The organism is Adlercreutzia aquisgranensis (genome assembly GCF_943193145.1).
GTDB classification, from domain to species: Bacteria; Actinomycetota; Coriobacteriia; order Coriobacteriales; family Eggerthellaceae; genus Xiamenia; species Xiamenia aquisgranensis.
In genome coordinates this window covers 127475-144178 of the sequence record NZ_CALPDA010000004.1, presented here as the reverse complement: position 1 = coordinate 144178, position 16704 = coordinate 127475, and the positions used below count along the sequence as shown (strand labels likewise).

The following is a 16704-nucleotide window of genomic DNA, read 5'->3' as shown; positions in this document are numbered from 1 at the left end:
CGGCAGGCCGTCTGTTCTCTTTGTTTCGAACCTTTTAAATCACCGTTTCCGCCGCAGGCGAATGCACGGGCCGTCCTATACTGTCAAATTGCAGATACATGCGCGTTTATGCGTTTGTAGGTTCGGTTTGCGAGAAAAGAGGTTCCCTTGAGCTACGTAGAGCGCATCATCGAGGACGTGAAGGCCAAAAACGCCGAGCAGCCCGAGTTCATCCAGGCTGTCACCGAGGTTCTGACCTCGCTCGAGCCCGTGATCGAGGCCCATCCCGAGTACGAGAAGGCGGCCCTGCTCGAGCGCATCGTCGAGCCCGAGCGCGTGATCATGTTCCGCGTGCCCTGGGTCGACGACAACGGCGACGTCCACGTCAATCGCGGCATGCGCGTGCAGTTCAACAGCGCCATCGGACCCTACAAGGGCGGCCTGCGCCTGCATCCGTCGGTGAACCTGAGCATCATCAAGTTCCTCGGTTTCGAGCAGGTGTTCAAGAACAGCCTCACCACGCTGCCCATGGGCGGCGGCAAGGGCGGCTGCGACTTCGACCCGAAGGGCAAGTCAGACAACGAGATCATGCGCTTCTGCCAGTCCTTCATGACCGAGCTGCAGCGCCACATCGGCGCCGACACCGACGTTCCGGCCGGCGACATCGGCACGGGCGCCCGCGAGATCGGCTACATGTTCGGCCAGTACAAGCGCCTGCGCAACGAATGGGTGGGCGTACTCACCGGCAAGGGGCTTTCCTACGGCGGGTCGCTGGCTCGCACCGAGGCCACCGGCTACGGTCTCATCTACTTCGTCGACGAGTACCTGTCCTGCCACGGCGACAGCTTCCAGGGCAAGGTGTGCGCCGTGTCCGGTTCCGGCAACGTCGCCACCTACGCCATCGAGAAGGCGCAGTCCCTGGGCGCCAAGGTGGTCACCTGCTCCGACTCCACCGGCTGGGTCTACGACCCGGCGGGCATCGACGTCGCCCTGCTCAAGCAGGTTAAGGAGGTGGAGCGCGCCCGCATCAGCGAGTACGCCGCCCGTCGCGAGGGCGTTGAGTACCACGAGGGACGCGGCGTATGGTCGGTGCCCGTGGACATCGCGCTTCCCTGCGCCACCCAAAACGAGCTGCACCTCGACGACGCCAAGCAGCTAGTGGCCAGCGGCTGCAAGATCGTAGCCGAGGGCGCCAACATGCCCACCACCATGGACGCCACCGAGTACCTGATGGAAAACGGCGTGGTGTTCATGCCCGGCAAGGCAGCCAACGCCGGCGGCGTGGCCACCTCCGGCCTGGAGATGAGCCAGAACTCCGAGCGCCTGAGCTGGACCTTCGAAGAGGTCGACGAGAAGCTGCACGGCATCATGCGCAACATCTACCATGCCGCCGACGACGCCGCCCGCGAGTACGGCCACGAGGGCAACTACGTCATGGGCGCCAACATCGCCGGCTTCTTGAAGGTGGCCGACGCCATGATGGCCCAGGGCATCGTGTAACAGCAACCTGCGCACACGCTCGCTACCGAGGCGCCCCCGGCACCGCAGAGAAGGTGTCGGGGGCGCCTGCTTTCGTCCTTGGTGGGTTTTTCAGGCATTTGGCCTTCGGGCTGCAGGGTTGCTATATCATGAACCCCACCTATGACAGCGGAAGCGCACGACGAGGGAGGCTGTTCACGTTATGGGCAAGAACGTACTGGTGACCGAGAAGCTCAGTAACGCCGGCATCGCGGTTCTCGAAGACGCGGGGCTTACCGTCGACGAGCGCTTGGGCATGAGCGAGGCCGAGCTCGTGAGGGCCGTCGGGGATTACGACGCCCTCATCGTGCGGTCGGCCACCCAGGTCACCCCCCGGGTGCTCGACGCCGCGAAGAAGCTCAAGGTCGTGGGCCGCGCCGGCGTGACCGCCGACAACATCGACGTAGACGCCGCCACCGAACGGGGCATCATCGTCTGCAACGCCCCCACCTCCAACATCGTGAGCACCGCCGAGCACACGCTCGCCCTCATGATGGCCGCCGCCCGCAAGATTCCCCAGGCCAACGCCTCCATGAAAGCCGGCCGATGGGAGCGCGCGCCCTACCTGGGGTGCGAGCTCTTCGGAAAGACCCTCGCCATCTTCGGCCTGGGCCGGGTAGGGGGGCTGGTGGCCGAGCGCGCTGCCGCCTTCGGCATGCGCCTTGTGGGCTACGACCCCTACTGCCGCCCCGAGCGCGCCGACGCCTTGGGGGTGGAGCTGGTGGGAACGCTCGAGGAAGTGCTTCCCCAGGCCGACTTCATCACCGTGCACATGCCCAAGACCCCCGACACCATGGGCATGTTCGGCCCCGACGAGTTCGCTGCCATGAAGGACGGCGTCATCCTGGTGAACACCGCCCGCGGCGGCATCTACGACGTGAAGTCCCTTGCCGACTTCGTCGCCGCCGGCAAGATAGGCGCCGCCGCCATCGACATGTTCGAAGACGAGCCGTGCCTGGGAAGCCCCCTGCACGAGTTCGACAACGTCATCCTGACGCCCCGCATGGGCGCCGCCACGAAGGAGGCCCAGGACCGCGCCTCCACCCAGATAGCCGAATACGTCATCGCAGCCTTGGACGGCAGCCTCGTGCCCACGGCTCTGAACATGACCCCCGTTGCGCCCGAAGCGGCCAGCAAGGTGGGGCCCTACGTTCCCGCTTGCCAGATGATGGGCAGGATTCTGGCGCAGATGGACGCCTCGCTTCCCAAGACGCTGTCGGTCACCGCCGCCGGCGCCCTGGCCGGCGCCGACATGTCCGTGCTCATGGCCGGCACGCTCTCGGGTCTCATGTCCTACAAGTCAGACAGCCTGGTGACCCCGGTCAACGCTGATGCGGTGGCCCACCGCCACGGCATCAGCACCTCCACCGCCGTCGAACACGACGCCCACGAGTACGCCTCCACGGTGCGGGTCGACGCAGACGCCATGGAGATCACCTCTATGCTCTCCGGCCCGGCATCCCAGCCGCGCATCGTGTCGCTTCTGGGGTACCGCATCGACATCGCCCCAGGACGCCAGTCGCTCATCTTCGAGTACCCCGACGCCCCGGGACGCATCGGCACCATCGGCACCGTGCTGGGGGACGCCGACATCAACATCACCACCATGCAGATAGGCACGAAACCGCTCGAGAGCTGCGCGCTCGTGTTCATGAACGTGGAAGGGCCCCTTGCCGACGAGGTGCTCGACCGCCTTCGCGCCACCATCCCCGATCTCAAGAACCTCTGGCACGTCAAGCTGTAGCACGCCGCCCGACGGCCGCCCGCAACCGCGATCCCAAGGAGAAGGATTCCCATGACCCGCAAAATCGACATCTTCGACACCACCCTGCGCGACGGCGAGCAGTCGCCCGGGGCCTCCATGAACACCGAGGAGAAGCTGGTCGTCGCCCGGCAACTGCTGCGCCTGGGCGTCGACGTCATCGAGGCGGGATTCCCCATCTCCAGCCCCGGCGACTTCGAGAGCGTGCGCCGCATCGCCGAGCTGGCCGGCGACAGCGCCACGATATGCGCCCTCACCCGCGCGGTGGACAAGGACATCGAGTCTGCCGCCGACGCGCTGCGCTACGCCAAGCGTCCGCGCATCCACACGGGCATAGGCGTTTCCCCCAGCCATATGCGCGACAAGCTGCGCATCACCGAGGAGCAGTGCATCGAGCGCGCCGTGCACGCGGTGCGCTACGCCAAGAGCTTCGTGGAGGACGTGCAGTTCTACGCCGAGGACGCGGGGCGTTCCGACTACGACTTCCTGGTCAAGGTGATCCAGGCCGTGGTTGACGCGGGCGCCACGGTGGTCAACATCCCCGACACCACCGGCTACTCGCTGCCCGAGGAGTTCGGAGCCCGCATTAAGTACCTGATGGAGGGCGTGCGCGGCATCGAGAACGTCACCGTCTCCGTTCACTGCCACAACGATTTGGGCATGGCCACGGCGTTGTCGCTGGCCGGCGTGCGCAACGGCGCCCGCCAGGTTGAGTGTACCATCAACGGCCTGGGCGAGCGCGCCGGCAACACCGCCATGGAGGAGGTGGTGATGGCCATCCGCATGCATCAGGATGAGCTTGACGCCCATACCGACATCAACACGCGCGAGTTCATCAAGGCGAGCCGCCTGGTCAGCTCCATCACCGGCATGAACGTTCAGGCCAACAAGGCCATCGTGGGCGCCAACGCCTTCGCGCACTCCTCCGGCATCCACCAGGACGGCGTGCTCAAGAAGCGCGACACCTACGAGATCATCGACCCCGCCGACGTGGGCGCCGGCGCCTCCCAGATCGTGCTCACGGCCCGCAGCGGGCACGCGGCCCTGAAGCACCGCCTGGAGGAGCTGGGCTACGAGTTCGACGCCGAGACCCTCGACCAGGTCTACGAGGCCTTCCTCAACCTTGCCGACAAGAAGAAGGAGGTCTACGACGAGGACCTGGAGAGCCTTGTGAACGAGCGCGACCGCAACGAGAGCGCCATCTACACGCTCCTGGGCGTGCAGACCAGCTGCGGCATGGACATGAAAGCCACCTCCACGGTCACCCTGCGCAACGCCGCCGACCAGGTCATCACCGCCTGCGAATGGGGAACCGGCCCGGTGGACGCCATGTACAAGGCCGTCAACAAGATCGTGCAGGTGGAAAACGACCTGACCGAGTTCAGCGTGCAGGCGGTCACCCGCGGCATCGACGCCCTGGGCGAGGTGACTATCCGCGTGACCGCGCCCGACGGCGAGGTCTACACCGGCCGCGGCGCCGACGGGGACATCACCGTCTCCTCGGCAAAGGCCTACATCAACGCGATCAACCGCCTGCTCACCGACAAGCAGGAGCATCGCCGCTAGCATTATGCGTATATAAGGATAACCGCCGCGTTCCCTGGACTGCCGGGGAACGCCTGTGCTAAGGTGCCGGGATTACCCGAACGCGCATTGCGCAACAGCGGGGTAGCGCCCCGCATGAAAGGAACGAACCGCAATGGCAGGATTTCTCTCGAAGCTTCTGACCTTAGGCGAAGGCAAGCAGATGCGCGAGTACCAGAACCGCGCCGCCTACATCGACACGCTGGAGCCCCGCATGCAGGAGCTCACCGACGAGGAGCTCTTCGCGATCACCGCAGCGTTTCGCGAGCGGCTCGACAGGGGCGAGAACTTGGACGACCTTCTGCCCGAGGCCTTCGCCGCCACCCGCGAGGCGTCCGTGCGCACCATCGGCCTTCGCCATTTCCCCGTGCAGCTCATCGGCGGCATGGTGCTTCACGAGGGCAAGATCGCCGAGATGAAGACCGGCGAGGGCAAGACGCTCGTGTCGACGCTGGCCGGCTACCTTAACGCCGTCTCCGACCAGGGCGTGCACGTGGTCACCGTCAACGACTACCTGGCACGGCGCGACAGCGAGTGGATGGGGCAGGTGTACAAGGCCCTGGGCATGAAGGTGGGCCTTATCCAGAACGGCATGAAGACCGCCCAGAAGAAGCTCGCCTACGCCGCCGACGTCACCTACGGCACCAACTCCGAGTTCGGTTTTGACTACCTGCGCGACAACATGGTCACCCGCGCCGACAGCCGCGTGCAGCGGGGGCACCACTTCGCCATCGTGGACGAGGTCGACTCCATCCTCATCGACGAGGCGCGCACGCCGCTGATCATCTCCGGCGCCGGCACCCAGGCCGCCGAGACCTACAACAAGTTCGCCCGCGTGATGCCCGGCCTCGTCCGCGACAAGGACTTCGAGATGGACGAGGCGAAGAAGACCATCACCACCACCGAGAGCGGCCTTGAGAAGGTGGAGGCAATGCTGGGCATCGACGACATCTACGCGGACCCTTCCGGGCAGCTGGCCAACCACCTGCAGCAGGCGCTGAAAGCCCAGTTCCTGTTCCACCGCGACGTCGACTACGTGGTGGCCGACGGCGAGGTGAAGATCGTGGACGAGTTCACCGGGCGCATCATGGAGGGACGGCGCTGGTCGGAGGGCCTGCACCAGGCCGTGGAGGCCAAGGAGCGCGTGAAGGTGCGCGAGGAGAACCAGACCCTTGCCACCATCACGCTGCAGAACTACTTCCGCCTCTACGACAAGCTCTCCGGCATGACCGGCACCGCCATGACCGAGGACGAGGAGTTCCGCAAGATCTACAACCTGGCCGTGGTGGCCATCCCGCCGAACAAGCCGGTCATCCGCGACGACGAGAACGACCTTGTCTACCGCACCATCGAGGCGAAGTTCGACGCCGTGGCCGACGACGTGGCGGCGCGCCACGCAAACGGCCAGCCCTGCCTCATCGGCACCGTGTCCATCGAAAGCTCCGAGAAGCTCTCGCGCTTGCTTGACAAGCGCGGCATCAGGCACGAGACCCTGAACGCCAAGAACCACGAGCGCGAGGCCCACATCATCGCCCAAGCCGGACGCGTGGGGGCCGTCACCATCGCCACCAACATGGCCGGCCGCGGCACCGACATCCTGCTGGGCGGCAACCCCGACGTGCTCGCCGACGACATCCTGCGCTCCCGCGGCTTCGACCCGGCGCTGCACGAGGGCGACGAGGTGGAGGAGGGGGGCATGGCCGCCCCCAGCGACCAGGACCGCGCAGCGGCCCTGGAGGAGTCCCGGGCCGTGTGCTCCCGGGAGCACGACCAGGTGCTGAATGCCGGCGGCCTGTGCGTCATCGGCACCGAGCGCCACGAGTCGCGCCGCATCGACAACCAGCTGCGCGGCCGTTCGGGCCGTCAGGGAGACCCCGGCTCCACGCAGTTCTACCTCTCGCTGGAAGACGACCTCATGCGCCTGTTCGGCGGCAACCGCATGGACTCCATCGCCTCCATGATGCAGAAGACCAACATGCCCGAGGACATGCCCATCCAGGCGAGCATGGTGTCCAAGGCCATCGAGGGCGCCCAGCGCCAGGTGGAGACCATGCACTTCGCCGCACGAAAGAACGTGCTCGAGTACGACGACGTCATGAACCTGCAGCGCGCCGCCATCTACGACGAGCGCAACGCCATCCTGGACGGCAAGAACATGGACGAGCGCCTGCCGCGCATCATCTCCGACGCCGTCGAGGACGTCGTCGCCGAGAACTGCGACGCCAAGTCCCCCAGCGACGACTGGAACACCCATGCGGTGGATTTGTGGGTGGCCAACATGACCGGCCGCGACGACTTCTCCTGCGAGGCGGTCGAGCACGACGACGATCCCGACGAGCTGGCCCGGTCTATCGTGGGATACCTGGAGCAGGTCTACGCCGACAAGTCCGAGCAGCTAGGCGAATCGGTCATGAAGATGCTCGAGAGCCAGGTGATGCTGCGCATCATGGACACGCGCTGGATGGCGCACCTGCAGGACATGGACTACCTGAAGGCGGGCATCGGCCTTCGCGCCTTCGGCCAGCGCGACCCTCTGGTCGAGTACAAGAACGAGGCATACAACGCCTTCCAGAGCCTTACGAGCGGCATGTACGAGGACTACCTGCGCACGCTTCTGCGCCTGCAGGTGGCTGCCAAGCAGGACGGACCGGCGCTGCAGCCGGAGCGCAGCCCGCTGGAGGGCAAGGTCTCCTACTCCTCGCCGGAGCAGAACCTCTCCCAGACCGGCGCGGTCGCCCCGCGCGGTCCTGTGACCGGCCCCAACCCCGCCATGCCCGGCGCCCCACGGCAAGCGCCGCGCCCGGCCCCTGCGGCCCGCCCCTCCACCTACGTCAAGGACAAGGACGACCCCTTCGCCAACGTGGGCCGCAACGACCTGTGCCCCTGCGGATCGGGCAAGAAGTTCAAGAAGTGTCACGGAGCCGACCGCTAGGAAGCGTTCGCACAGCAGCGAGGTAACCCCCATCCATGGAACCGAAAGACCTGATCAGGGAGATAGACAAGGCTAGCGGGCGCGTAAGCGACGCTCGCTCCTTCCTGCATATCGACGACAAGGCCGCCGAGCTCGCATCCCTCGACGAGCAGATAGCCGCGCCGGACTTCTGGAACGACCCCGCCTCCGCCCAGACGGTGTCGAAGCGCGCGTCGAACCTGCGCAGCACCATCGAGGATTACGAGCGGGCCCGCACCCTGCTCGACGACGCCCGAACCGCCCTGGAGCTAGCGGGGGAGGACACGGCGTTCGCCGACGAGGCCGAGCGGGCCTGCATGCAGCTGACCGAGCTCCTGGACGCCCTGGAGGTGGAATCCTGGTTCTCCGGCCAGTTCGACGAGGGGGACGCCATCCTCACCGTGAACCCGGGGCAGGGGGGGCTGGAAGCCCAGGACTGGACCGAGATGCTCTACCAGATGTATACGCGCTACGCCGAGGACAAGGGGTGGAAGGTCGCCGTGCTCGACCTGGTCCCCGGCGAGGGCATAGGGCTGGACAAGGCCACCATCCAGATAGAGGGCCGCTACGCCTACGGCATGCTTCGCAGCGAGATCGGCATCCATCGCCTGGTGCGCATCAGCCCCACCGACGCCAAGAAGCGACGCCAGACCACCTTCGCATCGGTGGAGGTGCTGCCCGTCATCGCCGACGACATTGAGGTGGACCTCAATCCCGCCGACGTGCGCGTGGACGTGTACCGCTCCAGCGGCCCGGGCGGCCAGTGCGTCAACACCACCGACTCGGCGGTGCGGCTCACCCACGAGCCCACCGGCATCGTCGTCACCTGCCAGAACGAGAAAAGCCAGCTGCAGAACAAGGAGGCGGCCTTCCGCGTGCTGCGCGCTAAGCTCTACGAGCTCGAGGAGCGAAAGCGCCAAGCCGAGCTGGATGAGCTGCGCGGCGAGCGCATGGACAACTCCTTCGGCAGTCAGATCCGCAACTACGTGTTGTTCCCCTACCAGCTGGTGAAGGACCTGCGCAGCGGGGTGGAGACCGGAAACGTGGACGCCGTCCTGGGAGGGGCGCTCGAGCCCTTCGTCATCGGCTACCACACCTGGCGCGTCTCCCAGTAGCCTCTTGCTCCGCGCGCCGGCGCAGCGTCGCCCCGACTCCGCGCGCCGCTCCTGCAAAGACCCTGTCGAAGTCCCAGATTCCCGCCAGGGGGAGAGGGGCTTGGGAGTACAATAGGCGCCATGGCACACGATCGGAAGGAAGCCCATGAACCCTGCGCAGCTTGAGGCGTTGGCGAACAGGATGAGACAGGACATCGTCTCCATGATCGCCGAGGCGGGAAGCGGACATCCCGGCGGATCGCTTTCCTGCATCGACATCCTTGCCGCCCTGTACTTCGGCGGAGTCATGAACCACGACCCCGCCAACCCCGACGACCCGAACCGCGACCGCTTCGTCATGGCCAAGGGCCATGCGGCGCCGGCGCTCTATGCGGCGCTGGCCCATGCCGGCTACTTCCCGACCGAGGAGCTGGCCACGCTTCGCAAGCTGGGGTCGCGCCTGCAGGGGCACCCCGACCGCAACCTGCTGCCCGGGGTGGAGGTGTCCACCGGCTCGCTGGGGCAGGGCCTCTCGATCGCCAGCGGCATGGCCTGCGGCCTGCGCCTGGACGGCAACGACGCCACGGTGTTCGCCCTGCTGGGCGACGGCGAGTGCCAGGAAGGGCAGGTGTGGGAGGCGGCCATGTTCTCCGCCCATCGCGGCCTGGACAACCTGGTCGCCATCGTCGACCGCAACGGCCTGCAGATCGACGGCGCCACCACCGAGGTATGCAATCCCGAGAGCCTCTCGGCCAAGTTCCAGGCGTTCGGCTTCAACACCGCCACTGTCGACGGCCACGACATCGCCGCCACCATCGCCTGCCTGACCATGGCCAAGCAGGCTCGCAACGGCAAGCCGTGGGCCATCGTCGCCCAAACCGTCAAGGGCAAGGGCGTATCGTTCATGGAGAACCAGGCCGGATGGCACGGCAAGGCTCCCAACGCCGAGCAAACCCAGCAAGCGCTGCAGGAGCTCTCCGAAGCGCTGTCGCGCATCGAGGAAACGGAGGGCTACCGTGGTTAAGCTCGCAAACCCAGACGAGAAGCTCGTCCGCCGCGCCACCAGGGCGGCCTACGGCGCCACGCTGGCCAAGCTGGCGGAGGAGGGCGTTCCGGTCGTCGCCGTGGACGCCGATCTGACCGGGTCGACCACCACCAAGAAGCTAGCCGACGCCGGTTTCGCCGACAGGCTGTTCAACTGCGGCATCGCCGAGCAGAACATGGTGGACGTGGCTGCCGGCCTCTCGCTCACCGGCCATGTGGCCTTCACGGGCTCCTTCGCCGTGTTCGGCACGGGGCGCGCCTACGACCAGATCCGCAACACCGTCTGCTACAGCAACCTCGACGTGAAGATTGCCCCCACCCATGCAGGCATCTCCGTCGGTCCCGACGGGGGCTCGCACCAGATGCTCGAGGACATCGCCCTCATGCGCGCGCTTCCAGGCATGCGCGTGCTCGTCCCCGCCGACTACGCCGCGGCCGAAAGCGCCATCCGCATAGCCGCCCAAACGCCGGGGCCGGTCTACGTGCGCATGGGCCGCGCCTCGGTCCCCGCCGTGTACGCCGACGGCGTGGAGTTGGAGCTCGGGCGCGCCTACGTACTGCGCGAAGGGTCCGACGCCACCGTGGTGGCCTGCGGCGTCGAGGTGGAGCAAGCCCTCTGCGCCGCCGAAATGCTTGCTGCCGAGGGCATCTCCGTCGAGGTGATCGACGCGTTCTCCGTCAAACCCCTCGACGAGCGGACGATCCTCGCCTCCGTCGCGAAGACCGGGCGCCTCATCGTGGCCGAGGAGCACAGCGCCATCGGCGGCCTGGGGTCGGCGGTGGCCGACTGCCTCTCGCGCACGGCCCCGGCCCCCGTCGAGTTCGTCGGCATGGCCGACCGGTTCGGAAAGTCCGGCGAATTTGAAGAGCTGCTGGATTATTTCGGCCTGGGAGCTGCTGCTATTGTGCAAGCTGTGAAAACGGCTCTGGCCCGCTAACGCATCTGATAAACTAGGTCGGTCTCAGTAAAACGCAAATGAAACGGAGCATTCTGTGACGAACGACATGAGCCAGGGGCCCAGCATGCGCCCATCTCGGCATGGCGGCGGCCAGCTGAGCTACGAGCAGGCGACGGCTGCAGCCCAGCTATCCCAGTCGCTTCCCGTGCTGGACGTCGACGACCTGCCGCAACAGCACAATATTCCGGTCATCACGTTCGACCATGTTACCAAGGTATATCCTGCCGCGCCCAACAAGCCGGCCCTTTCGGACATCTCCGTCGAGATCTACGGCGGAGAGTTCGTCTTTCTGGTGGGGCACTCCGGTTCCGGCAAGTCCACCTTCATCCGCATGCTCATCCGCGAGGTGAAGCCCACGTCGGGGCACCTCTACGTCGCCGACGAGGACCTCACCACCATGCGCAACTGGCGCGTGCCCTACCTGCGCCGCAACATCGGCTGCGTGTTCCAGGACTTCAAGCTGCTGCCGAACAAGACGGTCTTCGAGAACGTCGCCTTCGCGCTTGAGGTAATCGGCAAGAGCCGCCACGTCATCAAGACTCAGGTGCCCGAGGTTCTGCGACTGGTGGGCCTGCAGGACAAGCTGAACAAGCTTCCCGACCAGCTCTCCGGCGGCGAGCAGCAGCGCGTCTCCATCGCACGCGCCATCGTGAACCGCCCGCCGCTTCTGGTCTGCGACGAGCCCACGGGAAACCTGGACCCCCAGACTTCCCGTGGCATCATGGACCTGCTCGAGCGCATCAACGCGACCGGCACCACGGTGCTCGTCGCCACCCACGACCGCGAGATGGTCGACAGCATGCGCCGTCGCGTGCTCGCCCTCGACCGCGGCACGCTCACTCGCGACCAGAATAGGGGGGTGTACGGTTTCGATGCGTAGTATCGTCTACTTCTTCCGCGAATCCCTGCGCGGATTCACGCGCAACCTGTCCACGGCACTGGGATCTATCGTCACCATCTTCCTGTCGCTGCTGATTATCGGCATCTTCCTGATCGGCGGCTTGGTCGTGGACAACGTGGTCTCCGGTGTGGAGGACGAAGTGTCCATCACCGCCTTCGTGGCCGACGACGCCTCCGACTCCGACATCCAATCGCTGTCCCGCTACATTGAGGGCCTCGAGGGCGTGGCCTCCGTCGGCTTCACCACCAAGGAGGAGGCGCTGGAGAACTTCCGCCAGACCTCCAATTCCGACATCGTCGACACCCTCGACGGGCAGAACCCGCTGCCCGCATCCATCGAGGTGGAGCTGTCCGACCCGCAGCTGGTCGAGCAGGTGGCGCAGCAGATCCTGGACAACGCCACGTTCCAGACCATCTGCGACAACCCCGAAGACCCGGCCGAATCGCTCAAGTACGGCCAGCAGACCGTCGAGCGCCTGTTCGTCCTCACCAACTACGTCCGCTACATCGGCATCGCGCTGATCGTGCTTCTGATCTTCATCGCGCTGGTGTTCATCAACAACACCATCCGCCTTGCCATTCTGGCCCGCCGCAAGGAGATCGCCATCATGCGCTTGGTGGGCGCCAGCAACGGCTTCATCCGCGGACCCTTCCTCATGGAGGGCGCGCTGCATGCCGTCATCGGCGCGCTCCTGGCCATCGGCATCCTGGAGCTGCTCCGCTATCTGGTGCTGCCCAAGGTCCAGAGCGCGCTCATGTTCCTCAACTTCAACGTGAGCAACGAGTCTTTCCTGCTCATCTACCTGACGCTTGCCGTATCCGGCCTGATCATCGGCCTTATCGGCTCCGCCTTCGCCATGAGACGCTACCTGAAGGTATAGCGCAGGCACCTGCTCGCCATGGCAAAGCACAACACGACAAAGCGGAACGGGAACTCCGGCCAGCAAGGCCAGAAGGCCCGTTCCGGCCTTTTCAAGAGGGCGATGGTAGCGCTTATCGCCGCCGCTTGCGCCTTCTCCCTGGGTTTCTTCGTCCGTGGTGAAAGCCAGCTGCTTCACAGCCTGGGATTCGTCGGTGCGGGCATCACCGGCGACGACAAGCCAGCTGCCCAAACGCAGAACGCCAACAACTCGCTCGGCTCGCGCATCGCCGAGGTCGAGAAGATCTTGGACGAGGACTCGGTGGAGACCTACGAGCTCGACTCGGCCACCTCCGCGCTGCTGGAGGCGCTCGCCACCACGGCCGACGACCCCTACATGCGCTACTACACCCCCCTTCAGTACGACGAGCTCACGCGCGACGTGGCCGACACGGGGTCCTACTCGGGGGTGGGCGTGCTGTTCGCCGAGTACAACGGCCGCGCCTACGCCGTCGACGTCTTCGACGGCTCCCCGGCCCAGCAGGCCAACGTGCAGGAGGGCGACGTGGTAGTGGCCATAGACGGCAACCGCGACCACGATTGGACCATCGCCGAGGTCACCACTGCGCTGAAGCGCTCAAGCGGACAGGACGTAGTCATCACCTGGCGGCACCCCGCCTCCCTCGACGACACCACGGGACCGGAGTACACCACCACCTTGGCCTGCGAGGACCTCAGCATCCCCAACATCGACATCGAGCTCATCGACGGCGTGGGCTACATCAAGCTGCGCCAGATTACCCAGACCTCCTCCAAGCTCATGGAGAGCGCCTTCCGCAAGCTGGACGCCCAGGGCGCCATCGCCTACGTCATAGACGTGCGCGACAACCCGGGCGGCTTCCTAACCCAAGCGGTGAACATCGCCGACCTGCTTCTGCGCAGCGGAACCATCGTTCGCATCGAGACCCAGGGGGCCGATGACACCACGAAGAGCGCGACCACCAACACCACCGTCACCGACAAGCCGGTCGTGGTGCTGGTCAACGGCAACACCGCCGCATCGGCCGAGGTGCTCACCGCGGCCCTGCAGGACAACCAGCGAGCAACGGTGGTGGGGCAGAACACCTTGGGGAAGGGGTCGGTCCAGGTGACTCGCGAGCTCTCCTTCGGCGGCGCCCTGCGCTACACCGCCGCCTTCTACAAAAGCCCGCTCGACTACGCCTTCGACAAGGTGGGCATCATGCCCGACATCACGGTGAAGCTTTCCGAAACCGAGGACAACCAGCTGGCCATCGCCTTGGAGACGGCGCAGAACCTGGCCAGCAGCGAATCATGACAAGGGCGCCTAGCGCGCAGCGAAAACGAACGACGAAACGCACCGAAAACGAACAAGGAAGAGAACGACTGACCATGGACCACGAAACCGCACAGACCGACATCGCCTGCTTGAAGGTGTCCTCGAAGTCATCACCCGCCTCGGTCGCAGGGGCGATCGCCGGTCTGGTGAAGGACGGCAAGACCGTGGACATACAGTCCGTCGGGGCAGGAGCGGTGAACCAGGCCGTGAAGGCTATCGCCATATCGCGCGGCTTCCTCTCGCCGGTGGGCATCGAGGTCGCCTGTATGCCGTCGTTCGCCGACATCGTCATCGACGGGGAGTTCAGGACCGCTATCCGGTTCTCCGTGGTGCCCGTCAAGCTGGCCCAGGCAGCCCCCGTGGCCGCTCAGATGTAGGCTTTCGCTATGAGCATGTCGTTTCAGGGGCTGACCCTTTGCGTCAAGACGTTCGGCTGCCAGATGAACAAGCACGACTCGGAACGCGTGCTGGGCACCCTCGAGGCGCTGGGTGCCACGCCCGTGGACAGCTTCGAGGAAGCCGATATGGTGGTGTTTTTGACCTGCTGCGTTCGAGAAGCCGCCGATACGCGCCTGTACGGGCAGGTGGCAACCATGCGCACGCTGCCATTGCGGCCGGATTCGCCCCTCGCAAAGCGCCTGATCGCCATCGGAGGCTGCATCGGGCAGCGGGACGGCCGGAAGCTCGTGGACGCCATGCCCCACGTGGACGTGGTATTCGGCACCCATAACCTGCATGCCCTGCCTTCTTTGCTGCAGGCCGCCCTCGACACCGGTTCGTCCCAGGTCGAGGTGCGGGATGCTTCGGCGTCGTTTCCGACCGACCTTCCCACCGACCGCGAGCAGCCCTGGGCGGCGTGGCTTCCCATCACCATCGGATGCAATAACTTTTGCTCCTACTGCATCGTTCCCTACGTACGTGGGCGCGAGAAGTCTCGACCTTTGGAGGATATCGTCTCGGAAGCCGAGGGCTACGTGGCCGAAGGCGTCAAGGAGATCACGCTGCTCGGTCAGAACGTCAACTCCTACGGGCGCGACCTCTACGGCTCCCCGCGGTTCGTCGATGTGCTCGACGCCGTCGCGCACACGGGCATCGAGAGGATACGCTTCGCCACGAGCCATCCCAAGGACCTCAGCGACGAGGTCATCGAGCGTTTCGCCACGCTGCCTTCGCTCATGCCGGCCCTCCACCTTCCCGTGCAGTCCGGCTCGGATCGGATACTCAAGGCCATGAACCGGCGCTATGATGCCGCCCGCTACCTTGACCTGGTGCGCAAGCTGCGCGAGGCGAAGGGCGACATCGCTCTTTCCACCGACATCATCGTAGGTTTCCCGGGGGAGACCGAGGAGGATTTCATGGACACCTACCGCCTGGTGGAGGCCGTGGGCTACCATCAGGTGTTCACCTTCATCTACTCGAAGCGCGAAGGCACGCCTGCCGCCTCCATGCCCGACGACACGCCCCGCGAGGTAATTCAAGGGCGCTTCGACCGACTGGTGGAGCTGGTGCAGCGCCAAGCGTTCGAAGCCAACCAGACCGAGCGGGGCAGAGTGGTGCCGGTGCTGGTGGAAGGCGCGTCGAAGCGCGACTCGTCGCTGCTGTCGGGACGAAGCCCCAAGAACCAGACGGTCCATGCCCCCGTTCCCGCCGGCTGCTCCGCAGCGGACCTCCAGGGGCGCATCGTGGACGTGCGCATCGACGATGCCAAGACATGGTACCTGCAAGGAAGCCTTGCATGACACTCCTCGGGACCTCACTCGCACCCCAGGTAATCTGCGTCGTGGGACCCACGGCCTCAGGCAAGAGCGACCTGGCCCAGGGCATCGCGCTGGCGCTCGGCGGGGAAGTGGTCAGCGCCGACAGCATGCAGATCTACCGCGGCATGGACATCGGCACGGGGAAGGTGCCCGCAGGCGAGCGGGCGGTACCCCACTGGGGCCTTGACATCGTCGATCCGGGCCGACCCTATTCCGCGGCGCTTTTCCAAGACTACGCCCGCGAGCGGTTCCGGGACATCGCAGCCAGGGGGAAGCGCACCGTGCTCTGCGGCGGCACCGGATTCTACGTACGCGCGGCCATAGACGACTACCGCTTCCCGGCAGGCGAGCAGGAGAGCAACCCGATACGCGAGCGCTACCGCGCCTTGCTCGAGGAGTCGGGCCCCACTGCATTGTGGGATATGCTCAACTCCATCGACGAACGGTCCGCTGCCGTCATCGCCCCGGCCGACTCGAAACGGGTCATCCGCGCCCTCGAGCTTGCCGAAGAGGGGATATCCTATGCCCAGCAGAGGGAGAAGCTCGCCTCCATCCCCCAAAGCGTTCCCGCGCGGTTCGTCGGCATCGAGGTGGAACCCGCGCTTCTGCGTAAGCGCATCGACGCGCGCGTTGACGCCATGGTGGCCCAGGGGCTCGTCGGCGAAGTAAAGCAGCTGCTCGAGCTGGGCTTTCGGGAGGGCCTGTGCGCACCCAAGGCCATCGGGTACAAGGAGATAGTCGCCTACCTGGACGGAGAGACCATCCTGGAGACGGCTGTCGAATCCATTAAGGTCGCAACGCACCGCTACGCCAAGCGCCAGCGCACCTGGTTTCGCAAGGACGGGCGCATCCGCTGGATCAACGGCGACGACGGCGATTCGCAGCGCATGGTCGGCGAAGCGGTGGCACTGCTGCATGGAAACAACGCATAGCCGCCGACG

At 65.7% G+C, this 16704-nt stretch carries 13 protein-coding genes; all 13 read left to right on the top strand.

From position 1 onward, the window contains the following. The first annotated feature begins 147 nt into the window (after nt 1-147). The 13 genes from gdhA (at nt 148) to miaA (ending at nt 16695) form a co-directional block, all read left to right on the top strand. The gene (gene gdhA / locus NFR41_RS03655; protein WP_251230751.1) at nt 148-1479 is read left to right on the top strand and encodes an NADP-specific glutamate dehydrogenase; all 1332 of its coding nucleotides are present in this window, start codon (nt 148-150) and stop codon (nt 1477-1479) included. 181 nt (nt 1480-1660) lie between these two features. After that, entirely contained in the window at nt 1661-3241 is a 1581-nt protein-coding gene (gene serA / locus NFR41_RS03650) for a phosphoglycerate dehydrogenase (RefSeq protein WP_251230750.1), read from the top strand. Between the two features lie 51 nt (nt 3242-3292). Next, complete coding sequence (locus NFR41_RS03645) at nt 3293-4825, top strand: 2-isopropylmalate synthase (protein ID WP_251230749.1); 1533 nt, start codon at nt 3293-3295, stop codon at nt 4823-4825. 133 nt (nt 4826-4958) lie between these two features. Continuing rightward, entirely contained in the window at nt 4959-7775 is a 2817-nt protein-coding gene (gene secA, locus NFR41_RS03640) for a preprotein translocase subunit SecA (protein ID WP_251230748.1), read from the top strand. A gap of 35 nt (nt 7776-7810) precedes the next feature. Then, a complete protein-coding gene (gene prfB, locus NFR41_RS03635; protein ID WP_251230747.1) occupies nt 7811-8908 on the top strand; it encodes a peptide chain release factor 2 in 1098 nt (365 codons plus the stop codon). A gap of 145 nt (nt 8909-9053) precedes the next feature. After that, nucleotides 9054-9911 (top strand): transketolase, encoded by an 858-nt coding sequence (locus NFR41_RS03630; protein ID WP_251230746.1) that lies wholly within the window; start codon nt 9054-9056, stop codon nt 9909-9911. Beyond that, nucleotides 9904-10869, top strand: a complete 966-nt coding sequence (locus tag NFR41_RS03625) for a transketolase family protein (protein ID WP_251230745.1) — start codon at nt 9904-9906, stop codon at nt 10867-10869. Before NFR41_RS03630 ends, NFR41_RS03625 begins: the two co-directional genes overlap by 8 nt. 85 nt (nt 10870-10954) lie before the next feature. Further along, nucleotides 10955-11770 (top strand): cell division ATP-binding protein FtsE, encoded by an 816-nt coding sequence (ftsE, locus tag NFR41_RS03620; protein WP_432762683.1) that lies wholly within the window; start codon nt 10955-10957, stop codon nt 11768-11770. Beyond that, nucleotides 11763-12671 carry a permease-like cell division protein FtsX gene (gene ftsX / locus NFR41_RS03615; RefSeq protein ID WP_251230744.1) on the top strand — a complete coding sequence of 303 codons (909 nt, stop codon included), beginning with the start codon at nt 11763-11765 and terminating at the stop codon, nt 12669-12671. Before ftsE ends, ftsX begins: the two co-directional genes overlap by 8 nt. Before the next feature lie 102 nt (nt 12672-12773). Beyond that, nucleotides 12774-13985 carry a S41 family peptidase gene (locus tag NFR41_RS03610; RefSeq protein ID WP_251230743.1) on the top strand — a complete coding sequence of 404 codons (1212 nt, stop codon included), beginning with the start codon at nt 12774-12776 and terminating at the stop codon, nt 13983-13985. 74 nt (nt 13986-14059) lie between these two features. Continuing rightward, a complete protein-coding gene (locus NFR41_RS03605) occupies nt 14060-14383 on the top strand; it encodes a stage V sporulation protein S (protein ID WP_160212485.1) in 324 nt (107 codons plus the stop codon). 9 nt (nt 14384-14392) lie between these two features. Further along, nucleotides 14393-15745 carry a tRNA (N6-isopentenyl adenosine(37)-C2)-methylthiotransferase MiaB gene (gene miaB, locus NFR41_RS03600; protein ID WP_160212484.1) on the top strand — a complete coding sequence of 451 codons (1353 nt, stop codon included), beginning with the start codon at nt 14393-14395 and terminating at the stop codon, nt 15743-15745. Continuing rightward, nucleotides 15742-16695 carry a tRNA (adenosine(37)-N6)-dimethylallyltransferase MiaA gene (gene miaA, locus NFR41_RS03595; RefSeq protein WP_251230742.1) on the top strand — a complete coding sequence of 318 codons (954 nt, stop codon included), beginning with the start codon at nt 15742-15744 and terminating at the stop codon, nt 16693-16695. The genes miaB and miaA overlap by 4 nt, the downstream gene beginning before the upstream one ends. Nucleotides 16696-16704 lie beyond the last annotated feature (9 nt).